The sequence below is a fragment of the Corynebacterium riegelii genome (genome assembly GCF_001263755.1).
Lineage (GTDB): Bacteria > Actinomycetota > Actinomycetes > Mycobacteriales > Mycobacteriaceae > Corynebacterium > Corynebacterium riegelii.
The window spans coordinates 145,048-160,395 of the sequence record NZ_CP012342.1 but is presented as its reverse complement, the minus strand read 5'-3'; the positions used below and the strand labels follow the sequence as shown (position 1 = coordinate 160,395).

Annotated in this window: 15 protein-coding genes; 9 read left to right on the top strand and 6 right to left on the bottom strand. The window is 63.6% G+C overall.

Annotated features, from left to right (window positions below; genetic code table 11):
- Nucleotides 1-75: 75 nt before the first annotated feature.
- Both eno and AK829_RS00815 read right to left on the bottom strand, forming a co-directional pair.
- Nucleotides 76-1,350, bottom strand: a complete 1,275-nt coding sequence (gene eno / locus AK829_RS00820) for a phosphopyruvate hydratase (RefSeq protein WP_052203431.1) — start codon at nucleotides 1,348-1,350, stop codon at nucleotides 76-78.
- 107 nt (nucleotides 1,351-1,457) lie between these two features.
- Nucleotides 1,458-2,267 (bottom strand): lytic transglycosylase domain-containing protein, encoded by an 810-nt coding sequence (locus AK829_RS00815; protein WP_052206287.1) that lies wholly within the window; start codon nucleotides 2,265-2,267, stop codon nucleotides 1,458-1,460.
- Nucleotides 2,268-2,325: 58 nt separating this feature from the next.
- On the opposite strand from AK829_RS00815, the gene AK829_RS00810 reads away from it, so the two are divergent.
- A complete protein-coding gene (locus AK829_RS00810; RefSeq protein WP_052203429.1) occupies nucleotides 2,326-2,724 on the top strand; it encodes a hypothetical protein in 399 nt (132 codons plus the stop codon).
- 9 nt (nucleotides 2,725-2,733) lie between these two features.
- Here AK829_RS00810 and AK829_RS00805 read toward each other — a convergent pair whose 3' ends face one another.
- Nucleotides 2,734-3,288: a MazG nucleotide pyrophosphohydrolase domain-containing protein gene (locus tag AK829_RS00805; protein WP_052206285.1), complete on the bottom strand. Its 555-nt coding sequence runs from the start codon at nucleotides 3,286-3,288 to the stop codon at nucleotides 2,734-2,736.
- Nucleotides 3,289-3,307: 19 nt separating this feature from the next.
- On the opposite strand from AK829_RS00805, the gene AK829_RS00800 reads away from it, so the two are divergent.
- Nucleotides 3,308-3,955: an 8-oxoguanine DNA glycosylase OGG fold protein gene (locus AK829_RS00800; protein ID WP_052203427.1), complete on the top strand. Its 648-nt coding sequence runs from the start codon at nucleotides 3,308-3,310 to the stop codon at nucleotides 3,953-3,955.
- Nucleotides 3,956-4,021: 66 nt separating this feature from the next.
- Here the strand turns inward: AK829_RS00800 and dnaG are convergent, their stop codons facing one another.
- Nucleotides 4,022-5,938, bottom strand: coding sequence for a DNA primase (gene dnaG, locus AK829_RS00795; protein WP_052203425.1), 1,917 nt, complete (start codon nucleotides 5,936-5,938; stop codon nucleotides 4,022-4,024).
- A gap of 34 nt (nucleotides 5,939-5,972) precedes the next feature.
- Between dnaG and AK829_RS00790 the strand changes: the two genes are divergently transcribed.
- Nucleotides 5,973-6,365, top strand: coding sequence for a ribonuclease domain-containing protein (locus tag AK829_RS00790; RefSeq protein ID WP_052203423.1), 393 nt, complete (start codon nucleotides 5,973-5,975; stop codon nucleotides 6,363-6,365).
- Entirely contained in the window at nucleotides 6,365-6,619 is a 255-nt protein-coding gene (locus AK829_RS00785) for a hypothetical protein (protein WP_052203421.1), read from the top strand. Before AK829_RS00790 ends, AK829_RS00785 begins: the two co-directional genes overlap by 1 nt.
- 315 nt (nucleotides 6,620-6,934) lie before the next feature.
- Here the strand turns inward: AK829_RS00785 and AK829_RS00775 are convergent, their stop codons facing one another.
- Nucleotides 6,935-7,393 carry a prevent-host-death protein gene (locus AK829_RS00775; protein ID WP_052203411.1) on the bottom strand — a complete coding sequence of 153 codons (459 nt, stop codon included), beginning with the start codon at nucleotides 7,391-7,393 and terminating at the stop codon, nucleotides 6,935-6,937.
- Nucleotides 7,394-7,564: 171 nt separating this feature from the next.
- Between AK829_RS00775 and AK829_RS00770 the strand changes: the two genes are divergently transcribed.
- The 3 genes from AK829_RS00770 to AK829_RS00760 are packed head-to-tail and all read left to right on the top strand — an operon-like array spanning nucleotide 7,565 to nucleotide 10,456.
- Nucleotides 7,565-9,277 carry a carbon starvation CstA family protein gene (locus AK829_RS00770; RefSeq protein WP_052203410.1) on the top strand — a complete coding sequence of 571 codons (1,713 nt, stop codon included), beginning with the start codon at nucleotides 7,565-7,567 and terminating at the stop codon, nucleotides 9,275-9,277.
- Complete coding sequence (locus AK829_RS00765) at nucleotides 9,261-9,518, top strand: cory-CC-star protein (RefSeq protein WP_052203409.1); 258 nt, start codon at nucleotides 9,261-9,263, stop codon at nucleotides 9,516-9,518. Before AK829_RS00770 ends, AK829_RS00765 begins: the two co-directional genes overlap by 17 nt.
- Entirely contained in the window at nucleotides 9,509-10,456 is a 948-nt protein-coding gene (locus AK829_RS00760; RefSeq protein ID WP_052203408.1) for an ArsA family ATPase, read from the top strand. Before AK829_RS00765 ends, AK829_RS00760 begins: the two co-directional genes overlap by 10 nt.
- A gap of 19 nt (nucleotides 10,457-10,475) precedes the next feature.
- Here the strand turns inward: AK829_RS00760 and AK829_RS00755 are convergent, their stop codons facing one another.
- Complete coding sequence (locus tag AK829_RS00755) at nucleotides 10,476-11,789, bottom strand: deoxyguanosinetriphosphate triphosphohydrolase (RefSeq protein WP_052203407.1); 1,314 nt, start codon at nucleotides 11,787-11,789, stop codon at nucleotides 10,476-10,478.
- Here AK829_RS00755 and AK829_RS00750 point away from each other — a divergent pair.
- Nucleotides 11,788-13,794 (top strand): TPM domain-containing protein, encoded by a 2,007-nt coding sequence (locus AK829_RS00750; RefSeq protein ID WP_052203404.1) that lies wholly within the window; start codon nucleotides 11,788-11,790, stop codon nucleotides 13,792-13,794. The two genes, AK829_RS00755 and AK829_RS00750, sit on opposite strands and share 2 nt — an antisense overlap.
- A gap of 130 nt (nucleotides 13,795-13,924) precedes the next feature.
- Nucleotides 13,925-15,226 (top strand): HNH endonuclease signature motif containing protein, encoded by a 1,302-nt coding sequence (locus AK829_RS00745; RefSeq protein WP_052203402.1) that lies wholly within the window; start codon nucleotides 13,925-13,927, stop codon nucleotides 15,224-15,226.
- Nucleotides 15,227-15,348: the final 122 nt, after the last annotated feature.

The window sequence follows — 15,348 nt, the reverse complement described above, 5'->3', positions numbered from 1 at the left end:
ACGTCGAAAAGCAAAAGGCGAAAGCCCCGCCCTGCATGGACTGCAAGGACGGGGCCGACTTGGCGCTATATGTGCTTACTTGAAACGCGGGAAGGCGTTGCAGCCTGCGTAGACAGCTGCTGGGCCAAGCTCCTGCTCGATGCGCAGCAGGCGGTTGTACTTAGCCACACGCTCGGAACGTGCCGGTGCACCAGTCTTGATCTGGCCGCAGCCAAGGGCCACAGCAAGGTCTGCAATCGTGGTGTCCTCGGTCTCACCGGAGCGGTGGGACATCATCGTGCGGTAGCCGTTGCGGTGGGCTAGGTCGACGGCATCGAAGGTCTCGGTTAGCGTGCCGATCTGGTTGACCTTCACCAGCAGCGCATTGGCTGCATTCTCGTTGATGCCGCGCTGGAGGCGGGTGGGGTTGGTGACAAAGAAGTCGTCGCCGACAATCTGGACCTTGTCACCAATCTCAGCGGTGAGCTTGACGTAGCCCTCCCAGTCGTTCTCATCCAGCGGGTCCTCGATGGAGACGATCGGGTACTCATTGATCAGGTCAGCGTAAACCTTCGCCATGTCCTCAGCGGAGTGGCTTCCACCCTCGAAGTTGTATACGCCGTTGTCAAAGAACTCGGAGGAGGCGACGTCGAGGGCGAGCGCGACATCGTCCCCAAGCTTGTAGCCTGCCTTCTCCACAGCCTCTGCAATCAGGTCAAGTGCTTCCCTGGTGGAGCCAACAGACGGGGCGAAGCCGCCCTCATCACCAAGACCAGTGGACAGGCCCTTGCTCTTAATAACAGCCTTCAGCTCGTGGTACACCTCAGTGCCAACGCGCAGCGCCTCAGAGAAGGTCTCTGCACCAATCGGAGCGATCATGAACTCCTGGACATCCACGCCAGAGTCAGCGTGAGCGCCACCGTTGAGAATGTTCATCATCGGCACCGGCAACACGTGCGCGTTCGGGCCACCGATGTAGCGGTACAACGGCAGGTTCGCGGAATCAGCCGCAGCCTTGGCAGCCGCCATGGACACGCCCAGGATCGCGTTTGCGCCCAGGTTCTTCTTGTTGTCCGAGCCGTCCAGCTCAATCATGATCTGGTCAATCACACGCTGGTCATCAGCCTCAACGCCAACCAGCTCATCTGCAATCTTCTCGTTGACGTTGTGAACGGCCTTCTGTACGCCCTTGCCCTGGTAACGCTCGTCCTCATCACGCAGCTCATGCGCCTCGTGCTCACCCGTGGACGCGCCAGACGGTACCGCGGCGATGCCGTGGGAACCGTCATCCAAAAAGACCTCTGCCTCAACGGTGGGGTTGCCGCGGGAATCAAGAATCTCGCGAGCAAATACGTGGATGATGTCGGACATGCCGGTTCAACTCCTTGGTGGTGAAACAAGTACTAGTACGTGTCCAATTGTTGCACGTTTTCACCCCGCATGCATTGAGAACACCAATTGTTTTTACGCGGGCGGGGCTAGCGGTGCGCTGGCTGATTCAGCGCGTAGTTGGCGGCCGCGTCGCGCACCTTTGCCACGTAATCATTGGAGTGGTTGTAGGCATAGATGGCTTGGCGCCAGCCTTCTTCAGTAGATAGGTCACGGCCGTTGGCGCACAGGAGGTTGGCGGCGCCCAGTGCGGCGTCATCAATCTGCTGGGGGTTTGGGTAGCCGTCGCCGTCTGCGTCGCGGCCAAAGCGCGCCCAGGACTCTGGGATGAACTGCATGGGGCCAACCGCACGGTCAAACTCCGTATCCCCGTCCAGCACACCACCGTCAGTGTCCGTGATCAGTGCGAAGTTGCCCGTGCCGTCCAGGGCTGGGCCGATGATCTGCGGGTCCGGCGTTCCGTCCGCGGTCAACCTCGCTGGGTCAAAACTGCGGCCCGTGTAGGTGCCGTGGCGGGTTTCCACCCAGCCGATGCCGGCAAGGGTGTTCCACTGCAGGTTGCACGCCGGCCAGGCTTCCGCGGCAATCAAGGCGGCATTGCCGTAAGCGCGAACCGCCTGGGGGTCAATGCGGGTTTCGTCCGCAATCGGCTGCGCCCACTCCCCGAGGTGGTTGGCGGTGCGGCCGGGCGCGTGGACGTCGATAAGCGGAGGTGCTTGTGCTGCATCCGGCGGCATGTGGGTGGGGACCGGCTCGCGCTGCGTGGGCAGCACCGGGGTGTTGGTGAGTGAGGCGAGCCAGGCCACAACTGCGGCGACCAACACAATGGTCAACACCACGGCGATCAGGCCCGCGCAGCCGCAGCCCTTCGCCGCGCGGGAGGCACGCCGGGTAGTCATGGCGAAAAAGTCTAGCATGAGTCACACGCGTCACTTCAGTAACAGCTATAGTGCTTTTATGCACAAAACTCGTATTGCAACATGCCTGGTAGCCGCCGCCGTCGCCCTTGCGCCCGCCGCCGCTGCCGACAACTCCCTTGTCCAACTCATCCGCGTAGTCAACGGCGAAGTTGAAACCGCAGACTGCAACACCCTCGGCGCGGCACTGCGCGTCGCCGGCCTTGTGGACGCAGACACCACCCGCTCCCAACTGGTTCGCAAAGTCAACGGCGCGATTGGCGACGACTCCTCCCTGCGTCTGGTCACCGCGCCGACCGTGAACAAGCTGGGTGACCGCGCGCTGCAGTGCGGCGTGGTCAAGCCGGACCCGGTCACCCCGCAGTCCCAGGCAATTGAGTTTGTCTCGCAGCTGTCCTCGCGCGCCGGCCTGCCGGAGCTGCGTAACCTGCTGCCGTAACTTTTGGGTTTATTGCTCCCGGCGTTTGCCTTCTTCCCACAGGCGATCCTGTTCGGCGGTGGGGATGGTGCCCGTTGAGCCGTCGAAAAGATAGGGCGCGCGCTGGCGCATTTTGGTGACAAAGGCTTCGGCCACATCGTCGAATGTGAAGGCGCCGCGCTCTGCGGCGATCTCGGCGTGGAACAGGACCTGCAACAGGACGTCTGAAAGTTCCTTGCGCAAATTCGCCTCCGAGGTGGGGTTTGTGATCTCCTCGGCGAGCTCCTGGGATTCCTCCAGCAGGTAGGGAATCAGCGCCTCGTGCGTCATCGCCTGCTCCCACTCCCCGCGCGTACGCGCCGCGTGCATGGTCTGTACGGCCTGGTAGACGGGGTCTTCGAGTGAGGGGACGCGGATGCCCTCGCGGTCTTCGGTGGTGACAATCCACTCCGCGCCTTGACTGTGCGGCCACGCGCGCGCATGCTCGGGGACCTCGGGGGTGTACTCAACCGGGCCCGTAATGTGCTGGGCGATTGTTAGCGGAACCATGTCAGGCCAGCGGGGGTCAAGCACAAGCGTAGGCATGCATGCGATGATAGAACCCATGACTGATCTTTCGCAGGCACTTGCAAACCACGCGCCCACCCACGGCGACGTGATGGAACACACCGTCAGCTTCTCCCCCATCCGCTGGAAAACCGGCTGGCCCCACCACTTGCGCCGCGTCCCGCCCTTTCGTGACGACGCTACAGCGACCATCACCCGCAGCGAAGTCTTCGACTTTGCATCCGTAGTCAAAGAGTCCGGGTTTGCGCGCGAGTACATCATCGACTTCCTGGGCGCCTGCTTCGCTTACATGGCTGGCAAGTCCAACCAGGTCATGCAGCTGCAGTCCTTCCTGCGCAACAAGGGCAACGCCGCGAAGCTTCTGAATGCCGTGCGTAAGCTGCAGGACGGCATCGAGCCGGTTGAGGCCTACGAGCTGCTGGTGGGCACTGGTCTGCCGCCGAAGTTCGCCTCTGGCATCGCCTACTTCCTTGCCGGTGAGCAGGAAGATGGCGAGGAAAACAAGCCCGCCATTATCTGTTCCAACCGCGCACGCGTTGCGGGTCTAACTAAGGACGCCGACTGGAGCGCCGAAGAATACGGCCAGTACCTGGATGCCCTTCGCGCTGCACGCAGCGGCGACCAGGCGTTGGATGCGGTGGAGCTGGCTGCCCGCGAAGCCGCACTGGCCGACACGGACAAGTAGCCACTAGGATTGGTTCACGACCGAGAGGGACGCCTAGCTTCCCGTTGCGCTAAGCACTCGGTCGCTTTACATTCCGGGTGGGGTGGAGCGCAGCGCCCGGGCGTTGAGCTCCCGGCGCGCCTGCTCGAGCGCGAGCAGGTCGGAAAAGAGTGCGTTGTAGGCGGTTTCGTCATCAGACGGGCGCATGCGCTGCAGTTGCGCCTTGAGCTGGGCGATCTGGTCGCCCACGCGTGTTTCCTGCAGGCGGGAAAGGACGGAGTCGATGTAGACGTCGATGTTGTCGGCGTTGATCTCCTCCACGGCAAGCTCCGCGACGAAGTTGCGGCCGTTGGCCTCGCGCATCTCCCCTGCCACGGCGGCGATCCAGTTGGAGTTGCCACTAGCGCTTGCTGCGCCGCCGACGGTGCCGATGGCTTCGCGCACCTCCCGGTACGCCGGGTTGGTAAACGCGTCCGGGTTGATGCCGTCGAAGTAGCTGCCGGCCTTCTCCGGGTACTGCAGCGCAGCCTTCAGTGACTCGCGCTGCGGCCACAGGATCGGGTCCGCCGGGTTGGGGGCTAAGAAGCGCGGTGCGGACGGGTCGGCAGACATGGTGGCCCCGGTGCTGCTTGCGGGGGTTTCTTGTCTGCGCCGCAACTCACGTTTCGGGGCCTTCGCCGCCTCACGCACCTTGGCCAGCACCTCATCGGGGTTTGGCCACCCCACCCAACCGGCGAGCCTGCGCGCGTATTCGGTGCGCAGAACTGGGTCCTTGATCTCCGCAACCACGCCCACGGTGCGGTTGAGTGCCTGGACGCGGCCTTCGGCGTGGTCCAGCGAGAAATCCGCAAGCATGGATTCCAGCACGAACTCGATCATGGGGATGCGTCGGGCGACGAGGTCGCGAACGGCGGAATCGCCACGCTCAAGGCGCAAATCGCACGGATCCATCCCGTCCGGGGCAACCGCCACAAACGACTGCCCAACGAAATCCTGATCCACATCAAAGGCGCGCATCGCCGCCTTCTGCCCGGCCTCATCACCGTCGAAGGTGTAGATCAGCTCACCGCGGAAGAAATTGTCATCCAACATGAGCCGGCGGATGGTCTGCAGGTGATCACGGCCAAACGCGGTGCCACAGGCGGCCACGGCGGTTTCCACGCCAGCGGCGTGCATGGCCATCACGTCCGTATAGCCCTCCACAATCACCGCCTGGTGGCCCGAGGCGATGTGCTTTTTCGCAAGATCAAGGCCAAACAAGACCTTCGACTTGTGATACAAAAGCGTGTCCTGGGTGTTCATGTATTTGCCCATGGGGTCATCGTCGAAAAGCTTCCTAGCCCCAAAACCGATGACATTGCCGGCGGCATCCTTAATAGGCCACAGCAGGCGGCGACGGAATTTATCAATCGGGCCGCGCTTGCCCTGGCTGGTCACGCCGGCGGCGATGAGCTCCTGGACGTCAAACCCCTTGCGCAGCAGATGCTTGGTTAGTAGGTCCCAGCCGTCCGGGGCGTAGCCGCACTCGAACTGATAGATGTGCTCGCGCGAAAACCCGCGATTCAGCAGAAACTCGCGGCCCACCTGCGCCTGCGGCGTCTCCAACTGCTCACGATAAAACTCATGCGCCGCCTTATTCACCGCCAGCAGACGCTGACGAGTACCCGGCTTCACATCACGCGCGCCCGTGGACCCGCCCTGGTAATTAATGCGGTACCCAATATGATCCGCAACCGCCTCCACCGCCTCCGGGAAGGTCAGCTGCTCCATTTCCATCAGGAAACTAAACACGTCCCCACCCTTGCCGGTGGAAAAGCAGTGATAGTAACCGCGGGCGGGGCGGACGTGAAAGGACGGCGTTTTTTCGTCCTTAAACGGGCTTAAGCCCTTCAGCGAATCGTGGCCTGCGGGTTTGAGCTGCACATACTCACCGACAATTTCTTCAATCGGCGCGCGCTCACGGATAGCCTCAATATCACTATCCGGAATTCTCCCCTTAGCCATGGGCACATGGTAGCGCGTGGCACGATAGACACCTATGAAACGCCTCATTGCACTCGCCGCCTGCTGCGTACTCAGCGCGTGCACCACACCGGGGGTAGGCACGGGTGTGGGGCCGTCGGGGCTTCCTGCTTGTGGACGCCTCCCCGCACAAGCCCGGGACACCATCTCCTTAATCAACGACGGCGGGCCCTACCCCTACCCGGTTAACGACGACAAACGCTTCGGCAACTACGAAGGCCACCTACCTAGCCAGGCGCGGGATTACTACCGCGAGTACACCGTGGATACGCCGGGGGTGAACCACCGCGGCGCGCGCCGCATAGTCACCGGCGGGGGTGGCGACGGGGTTGTGGACGAATGGTTCTACACCGACGACCACTACGAAACGTTCTGTGAGATTTCGGCCAGTGAAGTGGAGGGCAAGTAATGCTGACTGTTTGGGTAACCCGCCCCGTGCGAAGCGTGGCCGACCTCGGCGCCGCCATCAACGTCGCCGCCTACGGGCCGAAATCCGCCGCCGAACGACCCGTCGCCCGCAACCTGGACGCGCTGGCGGACGTGTTGCGCGAAATTTCGCCGCGCTACTCCAAGGTGGTGGTGGCGGATTGGGGGTTGACGGGGGCTTTGGCAAGCAACATGCTCAATGTGTTTGAAGATGCAGGCGTGCAGCTCGTGCGGTAGCTACTTAGTCTGATTCGGATGATTCGTGTGCACCTGTTCCAAGTAAACCGTGCGACCATCTACAAAGAACCAAATCCGAGCAGAACCTTTCAACGTCGGCTTATGCTGCCAACGCTCAAAAGACTTCCCACCCCGTTGGACAGTTCCTAGCTCCCCCTTCAGCCGATAATTAGTCGGAGTAATTTGCAACGGCGTCCTTGTCAGAAAATCCCACGCGTCAGCCATGACATTTCTGGACGTAGCCACCAGGTCCCGCCACCCCTTGGCAGCATTCGATGTTGCAAAACGGATCCCCCTTCTTAACCGCCGCCATGGTTAAGGGCGCCCCACTGGTTCTTCAGGAGTAATCCAAACAAGATCCACACAGTTCAAACCAGCGGCAATTGCAGAGGCAGTCTCCTCCCACGAAGTTAGCTCTGAAAGAGCAAGCTGATATTGCCCAGTGGCAAAGGACGCGCGCGCAGCATCCAGTAGGTCTTGTGCACAGGTCTGCCTGTCCTGCTCAGAAAGCGCAAACATCCAAGGGAACACGCGACACATACGCTCCGCCAGCGCTCCCTCTTCACTAGTAGCTGCCGTGACAATCTTCGCAGCGAGTGAAAGCAACTGAGCCCTACTCTCAGCCTCCCGCTGAGACATGAGAATCAACGCTTCCCCATCGCGGCGCGTAACAGTCACGGGATGATCTTCAGCCAACGCAAAAACCTCGGCGGAGTGCTTACTCAAATCAGAGGAGCGCCGAGTGTAATTCGGGCTATGCGCAACAGTGGTCATACGAGCATCCTATTCGGAACGTATTCGGAAGTCCATGGCTCTTCGCGAATTCCATGCCGCGGTTCACACGCGGCTGCTAAATGTCTGTGAGAACCCCTACAAAATACGTGTGGTTTCTGTCATACTTTTGCGGGTAAGTACCAAGGTTTCTACCCACGACTGGAGAAGCGCATGAGCTCACTTCTGCTCGTATTCGTCGGCCTGGCCATGATGGCCGCCGGATACCTGCTGTATTCCAAGTTCCTCGGCCGCAAGGTCTACCAGCTTTCAGACGCATACAAGACGCCCGCCCACACCATGGAAGACGGCGTGGACTTCGTTCCCACCAACAAATACGTGCTGTGGGGCCACCACTTCACCTCCGTCGCGGGAGCCGCGCCGATCATCGGCCCGGCCGTTGCCGTGATTTGGGGCTGGGTACCGGCCTTTCTGTGGGTAACCCTTGGCACGGTGTTCTTTGCGGGGATGCATGATTTGGGGGCGCTGTGGGCCTCCCAACGCCACCGCGGCCAATCCATCGGCACCCTGTCCGGCCGCTACATCGGTGCACGCGGCCGCAACCTGTTCTTGGTTGTCATCTTCCTGCTGCTGCTCATGGTGAATACCGCGTTCGCCGTGGTGATTTCGAACCTGCTGATCTCCACCCCATCCGCCGTTATCCCCACCTGGGGTGCGATCCTAGTGGCACTGTTAATCGGCCAGGCCATCTACCGCCTCAACTGGAACCTGCCTTTGGTGTCCATCGTGGGCGTTGCCGCGCTCTACGGCCTGATGATCCTGGGTGACCGCGTGCCGCTCGCCCTGCCGGAGGAAATGCTGGGTATCCCGGCTCGCGGCTGGTGGATCATCTTCCTGTTCACCTACGCATTCGTCGCCTCGCTTCTGCCCGTGTGGGTACTGCTGCAGCCTCGCGACTACATCAACGGCCTGCAGCTCTTCGTTGGCCTGATCATCCTCTACGGCTCCTTCCTGGTGGTTCGCCCGGAAGTTGCGGCACCCGCACTTCGCGAGACCGTCCCGGACGGCACCCCCGGCATCTTCCCGTTGCTGTTTGTCACCATCGCGTGTGGCGCGATCTCCGGCTTCCACGGCGTTGTGGCCTCCGGTACGTCGTCCAAGCAGCTGGATAAGGAAACGGACGCGCGCTTCGTCGGCTACTTCGGCGCCGTGGGCGAAGGCCTGCTGGCGCTTGGCACGATCGTTGCCACCACCAGTGGTTTCAAGACGCTCGCCGACTGGGAGAACATCTACAACGAGTGGAACGCCGGCGGCGTGAATGCGTTTATCCAGGGCGGCGGCGCGCTGATGAACGAGGGCCTGGGCATCCCAGCCTCCCTGTCCGCCACAATCCTGGCCACCATGGCCGTGCTGTTTGCTGCCACCACCATGGACTCCGGCGTGCGCCTGCAGCGCCTGGTTGTCGGCGAGATCGGCGAGCTGATGGGATTCAAGGTCTCCGGCCTGGTTGCCACCATCATCGCCGTCGGCTGCGCGATGGGTCTGACCTTCTCCATGGGCACCGACGGCTCCGGCGGCATGCTGATCTGGCCGCTGTTCGGCACCACCAACCAGCTCATGGCTGGTCTGACGCTGTCCATCGTCGCCGTGATCCTCACGCAGCTGCGCCGCCCGACGCTGCCGATCCTGCTGCCGCTGATTTTTGTCACCGCCATGTCCCTGTGGGCGGCAATCCTGCAGGTTCGCACGTTCTACAACTCCGGCAACTGGCTGCTGCTGGTCCTGGACGTGATCATCATCTGCTGCGCAATCTGGGTCATTGTGGAAGCGTTCACTGCGGTGTCTAAGGCCCGCCGCGAGCCAGCAGTTGTGTGGCGTGATGACGAAACGATGCCGGGTGAATTGGCGGATGTTCGAACGTCTTAAAGCAATCGGCGCCGGGTTAGACGAGTTCTACAAGGCGCCGTACCGCCGCGAGTTCGCACGTGCCGCGCGCGAGGAAGACGACCTGTTTACGCTTTTGGTCGCCTCCGAGCTGCTGGGCATCCCGAACCCGGCGACCTACTACACGCTGGAACTTATGCCACTGATGTATGAAGATTTCCACGCCTGGCACACCCGCATGGGCATGGAACGCTCGCCGCTGGATGGAGTCCGATGCTGCTAGAAACCGCGCCCGTGATGTTCTTCGGCGGCAAAGGTGGCGTAGGAAAAACCACGGTCTCTGCGGCGACGGCGGTGAGCTTGGCTGCTTCACAGCGGCGCGTGCTGCTCATCTCCACCGACCCCGCCCACAATCTCGGGCACATTTGGTCCACTCGGTTAACTGATACGCCGCGTCAGTTGGAGCCGGGGCTGGATGTGGTGGAGCTGGACCCGGCGGCGACCACTGAACGCCACCTGGCGGAAGTCGAGCGCTCCATGCGCGCGATGATGCCGGAGCGGATGCATTCGGAAATCCGCCGTCACCTGGATCTGTCGCGCAACTCCCCCGGCATGCACGAGGCCGCGATGCTGGAGGCGGTTGCGGAGCTTTCGCTTACCGACGCCTACGACCACGTCATCTTCGACACCGCCCCCTCCGGGCACACCGCCCGCCTGCTTGCGCTGCCGGAGCTGATGAGCGCGTACACCGGTGGGCTTATGGAGCGCCGCGAGCAGTCCGACACCTTTTCCCGCGCCATGCGGGGTTTAAGCGGCAAGGTGGTGGACAGTAGTGATCCAGTGGAGCGTCGGAATTCCGAGATCCGCGCGGCGTTGTTGCGCAGGCGCCGGAAGTTCGAGCGTTTGCGTGAGGTGCTGACGGATCCTGCGCGGTGTGTCTTCCACATCGTGCTGACCGCCGAGCGTCTACCCGTGCTGGAAAGCGCGGAGCTGCACGAGGAGCTCACGCACCACGGCATCCGCGTGGGCTCGCTGGTGATCAACCGCCGCAGCCCCGCAGGTGACGGTCAGTTCATGGCGACGCGCCGCGGCGTTGAAGACGAGGCGCTCGCGTTGCTATCCACGCTTTTGCCCACGGTGCCGCGGGTGGAGTTGCCGTGGCTAGCCGGAGAGATAGGCACGCGTGAGGCGCTCGGCCAGATCGCCGCGGCGCTGTCGTAGCGGCGCTGTCGTAAAAGCGCTAGAAGAAGCCGTCGAACGCGGCGGCTTTCTTCGCGGCGCGCTCTAAGCGGGACTCGGTCATCGACGCGATCTGGTCCACAATCACCCGCTCACGCTCCATCTCCGTCTCCGCTGTCAGCCACCACTGCTGGAACATCGTGTCCAGGGTGCCCGGCGCGCCGGCCTTCAAGTAGTCGTAGACGCGGAAGATGCTTTCGCGCTGCCGGTCCTGGCGGGCCGTGTGCGCCGGCACATCCATCACGTAGAGCACCGCGATCGTTTTTAACAGCTTGACCTCGGCCTCAATATTCGGCGGGATGATCAGATCACCGTGGGTGCGTCCGAGCGCCTGGCCATCGTGCGCGTCTAGCGTCGCCTGTGTCACCGCTCCCACGTAGCGCCCCACCAGCTCACTCGTTAACTGCTTCAGTTCCGTCCACGCGGCGAGCGTGTAGTTAAAGTCCGCGGCGCGTGAGATGGAGGGGAGGGATTGGAGGTGCGACGCGGCGTCGATAAGCAAAGAAGCACTACCGCCGAAAGCCAGGGAACCTTTCTCCGCCAAGGCGGCGAGCTCAACGAAATCCCACAGGACCTTCAGCGAGATGCGCCCGGAAATGATCCCGTCTTCAACATCGTGCACCGAATAGGCAATGTCATCGGCGAAATCCATCACCTGCGCCTCAATCGGCGGGCGATCATCCGTATGCCCCTGGCGAGCCCACGCGAGAATCGCCGCATCCTCGTCATAGGCGCTGTACTTCTTATTCACCGTGCCGTCCGCGTTCGTGCGGGTGCGCGGGTACTTGCACGCGGAATCCAGCGCCGCACGCGTCAGGTTCAGGCCGTAAGAATCGGCGCCGTCGAGCACCTTCGGCTCCAGGCGCGCGAGAATCCGCAGCGTCTGCGCGTTGCCCTCGAAGCCGCAGGCGGACACCTCATCCAGCGCACGCTCGCCGTTGTGCCCGTACGGCGGGTGCCCGATGTCGTGCGACAGGCCCGCCAGCTCACACAGGTCCGGGTCCAGGCCCAGGCCCGCGCCGATACCGCGCGCGATCTGCGCAACCTCCAGCGAGTGTGTCAGGCGCGTACGCGGCGTGTCACCATCCTGCGGGCCGACCACCTGGGTTTTATCGGCAAGGCGCCGCAACGCCGCCGAATGCAGCACGCGGGCACGATCACGGGCAAACGCGCCGCGCGTATCCGCATCCGGCGCAATCTGGGAACCCTTGGGCGCCTCGCTGACGCGTCGCTCGGCATCTTCCAGGGTGTAACGGTATCGGCTCACAGTTCTTAAGCCTATCTTTTGCGTAATCGGACTACCCTTGGGTGCCATGAAACTTCGCCACATCCCTGTCCTTGTCGCCGCCGGGTTCGGCTTGAGCGTCGCACCGATCGCCATGCTTATCGACGCCCCATTAGCCCACGCCCAATCCACCATCACCGGCCCACGCCTTCTAACCGCGCCGGTGACCGACGAAGCCGGGGTGCTCTCCGCCGGCGATCTCTCGCGCGTTGAGAGTGCTGTGCAGCAGGTCAGCGCGGAAAAGGGCAAGTCTTTGCGCGTGGTATTCGTCTCGTCTTTTGATGGTGTGGCGCCGAACACGTGGGCGTCCCAGGCCGTTGACGCAAACGGGCCGAACACGGCGGTGCTTGCGGTCTCCCCATCCGAGCGCGCCTATGCCATCGAAGGCGGCAACCAGTGGACGCAGCGCGAAATCGACGCCATGGACGCCGCCGCGTACCCGCGCCTGGCGCAGGAAGACTGGGCGGGTGCCGCGGTCGATGCGGCGGATGCGGTGATCAGTGCGGGCTCGGGTTCTGGCTCCGGTTCCGGTTCTGGTGACGGCGGCGGCGCGGGCTGGCTTGCCGGCGGTGCGGGCATTGCGGCGCTGGCTGGCGGCGGGTTGTACGCGGCGTCTCGGCGCAACACGAAGAAAACCACCGCGAAACAGCTCGAATCCGCCCGCGCCTTGGATCCCGGCGACACCGATGCCCTGGGGCGCCTGCCAACGCACACCCTGGAACAAGTCGCGCGCGACGCACTCGTCTCCGCCGACGAATCCATCACACAAGGCAAAGAGGAACTGCGCCTGGCCACCGCCGAGTTCGGCGCGGATCGCGTCCGCCCGTTTACCTCCGCGATGAACACCGCAACCTCCACGCTGCAGCGCGCTTTCAACACGCACCAGAAGCTTTACGACGCAATCCCCGAAACCGAACCCGAAAAGAGGGCGATGCTGGTGGATATCGTGTCGTCCTCAGGCAAGGCGGAACAAGCGCTGCGCGACAAAACCGCCGAGTTCAACGAGATGCGCGGCGTACTCATGCGCGCGCCGGAAGAAGTGGACAAGGTGCGCGCACGCACGATTGATATCCGCGCGCGCCTGGAACCCGCACAGCGCACGTTGGATGAGCTGCGCGCACGCCACACCGAAGAAATGCTGCAGTCCATCGCAGACAACGTCGACATCGCGCGCGATTCGCTCACCGAGGCCGAAAAACACCTCGACGAAGCATCCGAGCTGGCGCGCCAGGGTGCGGGTAGGCAGGCCTCACTAATCGACGTTCTCAGCGCCGCCACCCGCGCCGTCGACCTTTCCGACACCAACCTCACCGCCATCGAACACGCCGAAGAAACCCTGCGCAACGCCCAGGCGAATCTGCCGGCGCTGCAGCGCGAAATCGAAGACGAACTGCGCCAAATCGAAGAGGTCAAGGCGGCACGTGCGCAGGGTGCGCAGATCGATGTGGCCGCGCTGGACGAAGTGGCGGAGGCGGCGCGGAGGGTGCTCGTGGACGTCGACAAGCGAGCTGCCCATGACCCGCTTTCGCTGTACACCGAGCTGAGCGACGTGGACGCGCGAATCGACGAACAACTAGCCATCGCCCAAGGCGCGGCCGGCGACCAACACCGCGCGCTGCAACTCTTCGACCAGCAAATGCAAGTAGCCACCGCGCAAATCCAAGGCGCCGAAGACCTCATCCGCTCCCGCGGACGCATCATCGGCTCCCACGCCCGCACCCTGCTCGCGCAGGCGAAACGCGAATACGCCCAAGCGCACCAACTGCGCGTGCAGGACACCCGCGCCGCCATCGACTACGCACGCACCGCCACCAACACCGCCCGACGCGCCGCGAAAGCCGCCAACGACGACCTCAACCGCTACCGCGCCGCCCAAAACCGACGCACCGCGAACAACATGGCGCAAGCCGTGCTGTGGGGCTCCATTATGAGCGGCGGCTTCGGCGGCGGCGGGGGCGGCGGCAGCTTTGGCGGAGGCGGCGGGGGCGGCGGATTCTCCGGCGGCGGACCCATCGGCCGCGGGGGTACCTTCTAGCCACCCCCACAAGACGTAGCCGAGCCGAACTGGGCGTTGTGTGAAATTCCACAGCGCCCGGTTTTCTTTATCCACAGGCTTTTGCTCGGCGCGCTTTCCTCATGCGGCGGGGGTGTTTAGCGTGCGGGGTATGACTTCGTTTGCTGGCTTGATTGCGTCGCAAAGCGTCGATGCCCTTGCGGACTTCGACCGCGACACCGCCCTTGCCGCACGCCTGTCGTCCACACTCATCGCGGACTGGGAAATGGTGCACAAGGCCTACTTTGGCACGCGCGCCGACCGCGAAGCCCTCGTGTTTGCGCGGGCCAACCAGGTGCCGCTTGAGCAGCTCATCACCATCGAAAAAGCACTTTTGCGTATCGACGACCCGTCCAACCACCCCACCGCCCGCCTCCACCTGCTGGCGCAACCACGCAGCCCGCGAGGCCTGAAGGCGGCGATTCGGGAGCTGATCCCGCGCGAGGAGAAGCCGTACGAACAGACCGCGTCGTTTTCGCGGTCGCGGTGCCGCACCCGTTCCCTGCGCGTTGCGTTGGACGAACGGTTGATGGCCGACCTCGAACACCATCTGCGTCGCGACATCGACCCGTCGCGCCCCGCCGGCCCCCAAATGGCGGCGAACTTCGCGCGCCTGCTCAACCGCGACGGCACAGACGGTACAGGCGCGGGTGCCGGCACGGGCGACGCAAGCACCAGCGGCACCGGCGCTGCTGCAAGTACAGGCGCGGACGCGGGTGCCGGCACGGGCGACGCAAACGCAGGCGCGGGCGCGGGTGCCGGCGTGCGGGTGGCTGCTGCTGCGCCGCGGCCCGTCGTCCTCGTGCCGCTGCCCGAGCACGTCAAGCTGCTTGGCCGCACGGTTCCAAACCCCAGCGCAGGTGCTAGCGGCGGCGCGGGTAGCGGTCACAGCGGCAGTGCCGGCAGTGCCAGCAACGGTGCGAGCGCGGAGGATGTGCTGCTCGGGCTCAGCGACGGCACCACCATCACCGGCGCCGAATACCTCGCGCTCCACCACGGCGCCGAACTGGAAGTGGCGTTGTTTCATCCGGTGGAGGGCGCGGTTGATGCGTACAGGGGGCGCAGGTACGCAAATGCGAAACAGCGGCTCCTGGCCAAGCTGGTCTCCCCCACCTGCGCCTGGCCTGATTGCAAAACGGCCGCCGAGCACTGCGAAGCGCACCACGTCACGCCCTGGAAGCACGGCGGCAACACCAACATGGACAACCTGACCATGCTGTGCAGCTACCACAACCGTGTCAACGACGACGATCCCGGCGTTACAGGGGGCCTTGCTAAACGACGCCGCCGCGCCGGCCACATCACGCTCATCCGCGGCCGCCCCGCGTGGCAGCCCGAATGGGGCCCGCCTATCGAGAACACCGCCGGGCCTCCGGGCGCAATGCGGCTGCTGTTCGGCGCCATCAAACGGTAGCCGCGTTGCGTGCGCGGGTGCGCGAAGGTGCGGTGCGCGGGGTTAGCGCGGGTGCGCGGGGTTAGCTCGGGTACGGGTACGCCGTGCGTGCTCGGGTGCGTGCGGGTGTGGGGTTCGCGCGG

Bases quoted from the DNA above. Each gene is read 5' to 3' on its own strand.
- AK829_RS00785 (WP_052203421.1), top strand. From the start codon at position 6,365: ATGCTGACTGTTTGGGTAACCCGCCCCGTGCGAAGCGTGGCCGACCTC.
- AK829_RS00805 (WP_052206285.1), bottom strand. From the start codon at position 3,288: ATGCCTACGCTTGTGCTTGACCCCCGCTGGCCTGACATGGTTCCGCTA.
- AK829_RS00790 (WP_052203423.1), top strand. From the start codon at position 5,973: ATGAAACGCCTCATTGCACTCGCCGCCTGCTGCGTACTCAGCGCGTGC.
- AK829_RS00775 (WP_052203411.1), bottom strand. From the start codon at position 7,393: ATGACCACTGTTGCGCATAGCCCGAATTACACTCGGCGCTCCTCTGAT.
- eno (WP_052203431.1), bottom strand. From the start codon at position 1,350: ATGTCCGACATCATCCACGTATTTGCTCGCGAGATTCTTGATTCCCGC.
- AK829_RS00815 (WP_052206287.1), bottom strand. From the start codon at position 2,267: ATGACTACCCGGCGTGCCTCCCGCGCGGCGAAGGGCTGCGGCTGCGCG.
- dnaG (WP_052203425.1), bottom strand. From the start codon at position 5,938: ATGGCTAAGGGGAGAATTCCGGATAGTGATATTGAGGCTATCCGTGAG.
- AK829_RS00755 (WP_052203407.1), bottom strand. From the start codon at position 11,789: ATGGCACCCAAGGGTAGTCCGATTACGCAAAAGATAGGCTTAAGAACT.
- AK829_RS00750 (WP_052203404.1), top strand. From the start codon at position 11,788: ATGAAACTTCGCCACATCCCTGTCCTTGTCGCCGCCGGGTTCGGCTTG.
- AK829_RS00800 (WP_052203427.1), top strand. From the start codon at position 3,308: ATGACTGATCTTTCGCAGGCACTTGCAAACCACGCGCCCACCCACGGC.
- AK829_RS00745 (WP_052203402.1), top strand. From the start codon at position 13,925: ATGACTTCGTTTGCTGGCTTGATTGCGTCGCAAAGCGTCGATGCCCTT.
- AK829_RS00770 (WP_052203410.1), top strand. From the start codon at position 7,565: ATGAGCTCACTTCTGCTCGTATTCGTCGGCCTGGCCATGATGGCCGCC.
- AK829_RS00760 (WP_052203408.1), top strand. From the start codon at position 9,509: ATGCTGCTAGAAACCGCGCCCGTGATGTTCTTCGGCGGCAAAGGTGGC.
- AK829_RS00810 (WP_052203429.1), top strand. From the start codon at position 2,326: ATGCACAAAACTCGTATTGCAACATGCCTGGTAGCCGCCGCCGTCGCC.
- AK829_RS00765 (WP_052203409.1), top strand. From the start codon at position 9,261: ATGTTCGAACGTCTTAAAGCAATCGGCGCCGGGTTAGACGAGTTCTAC.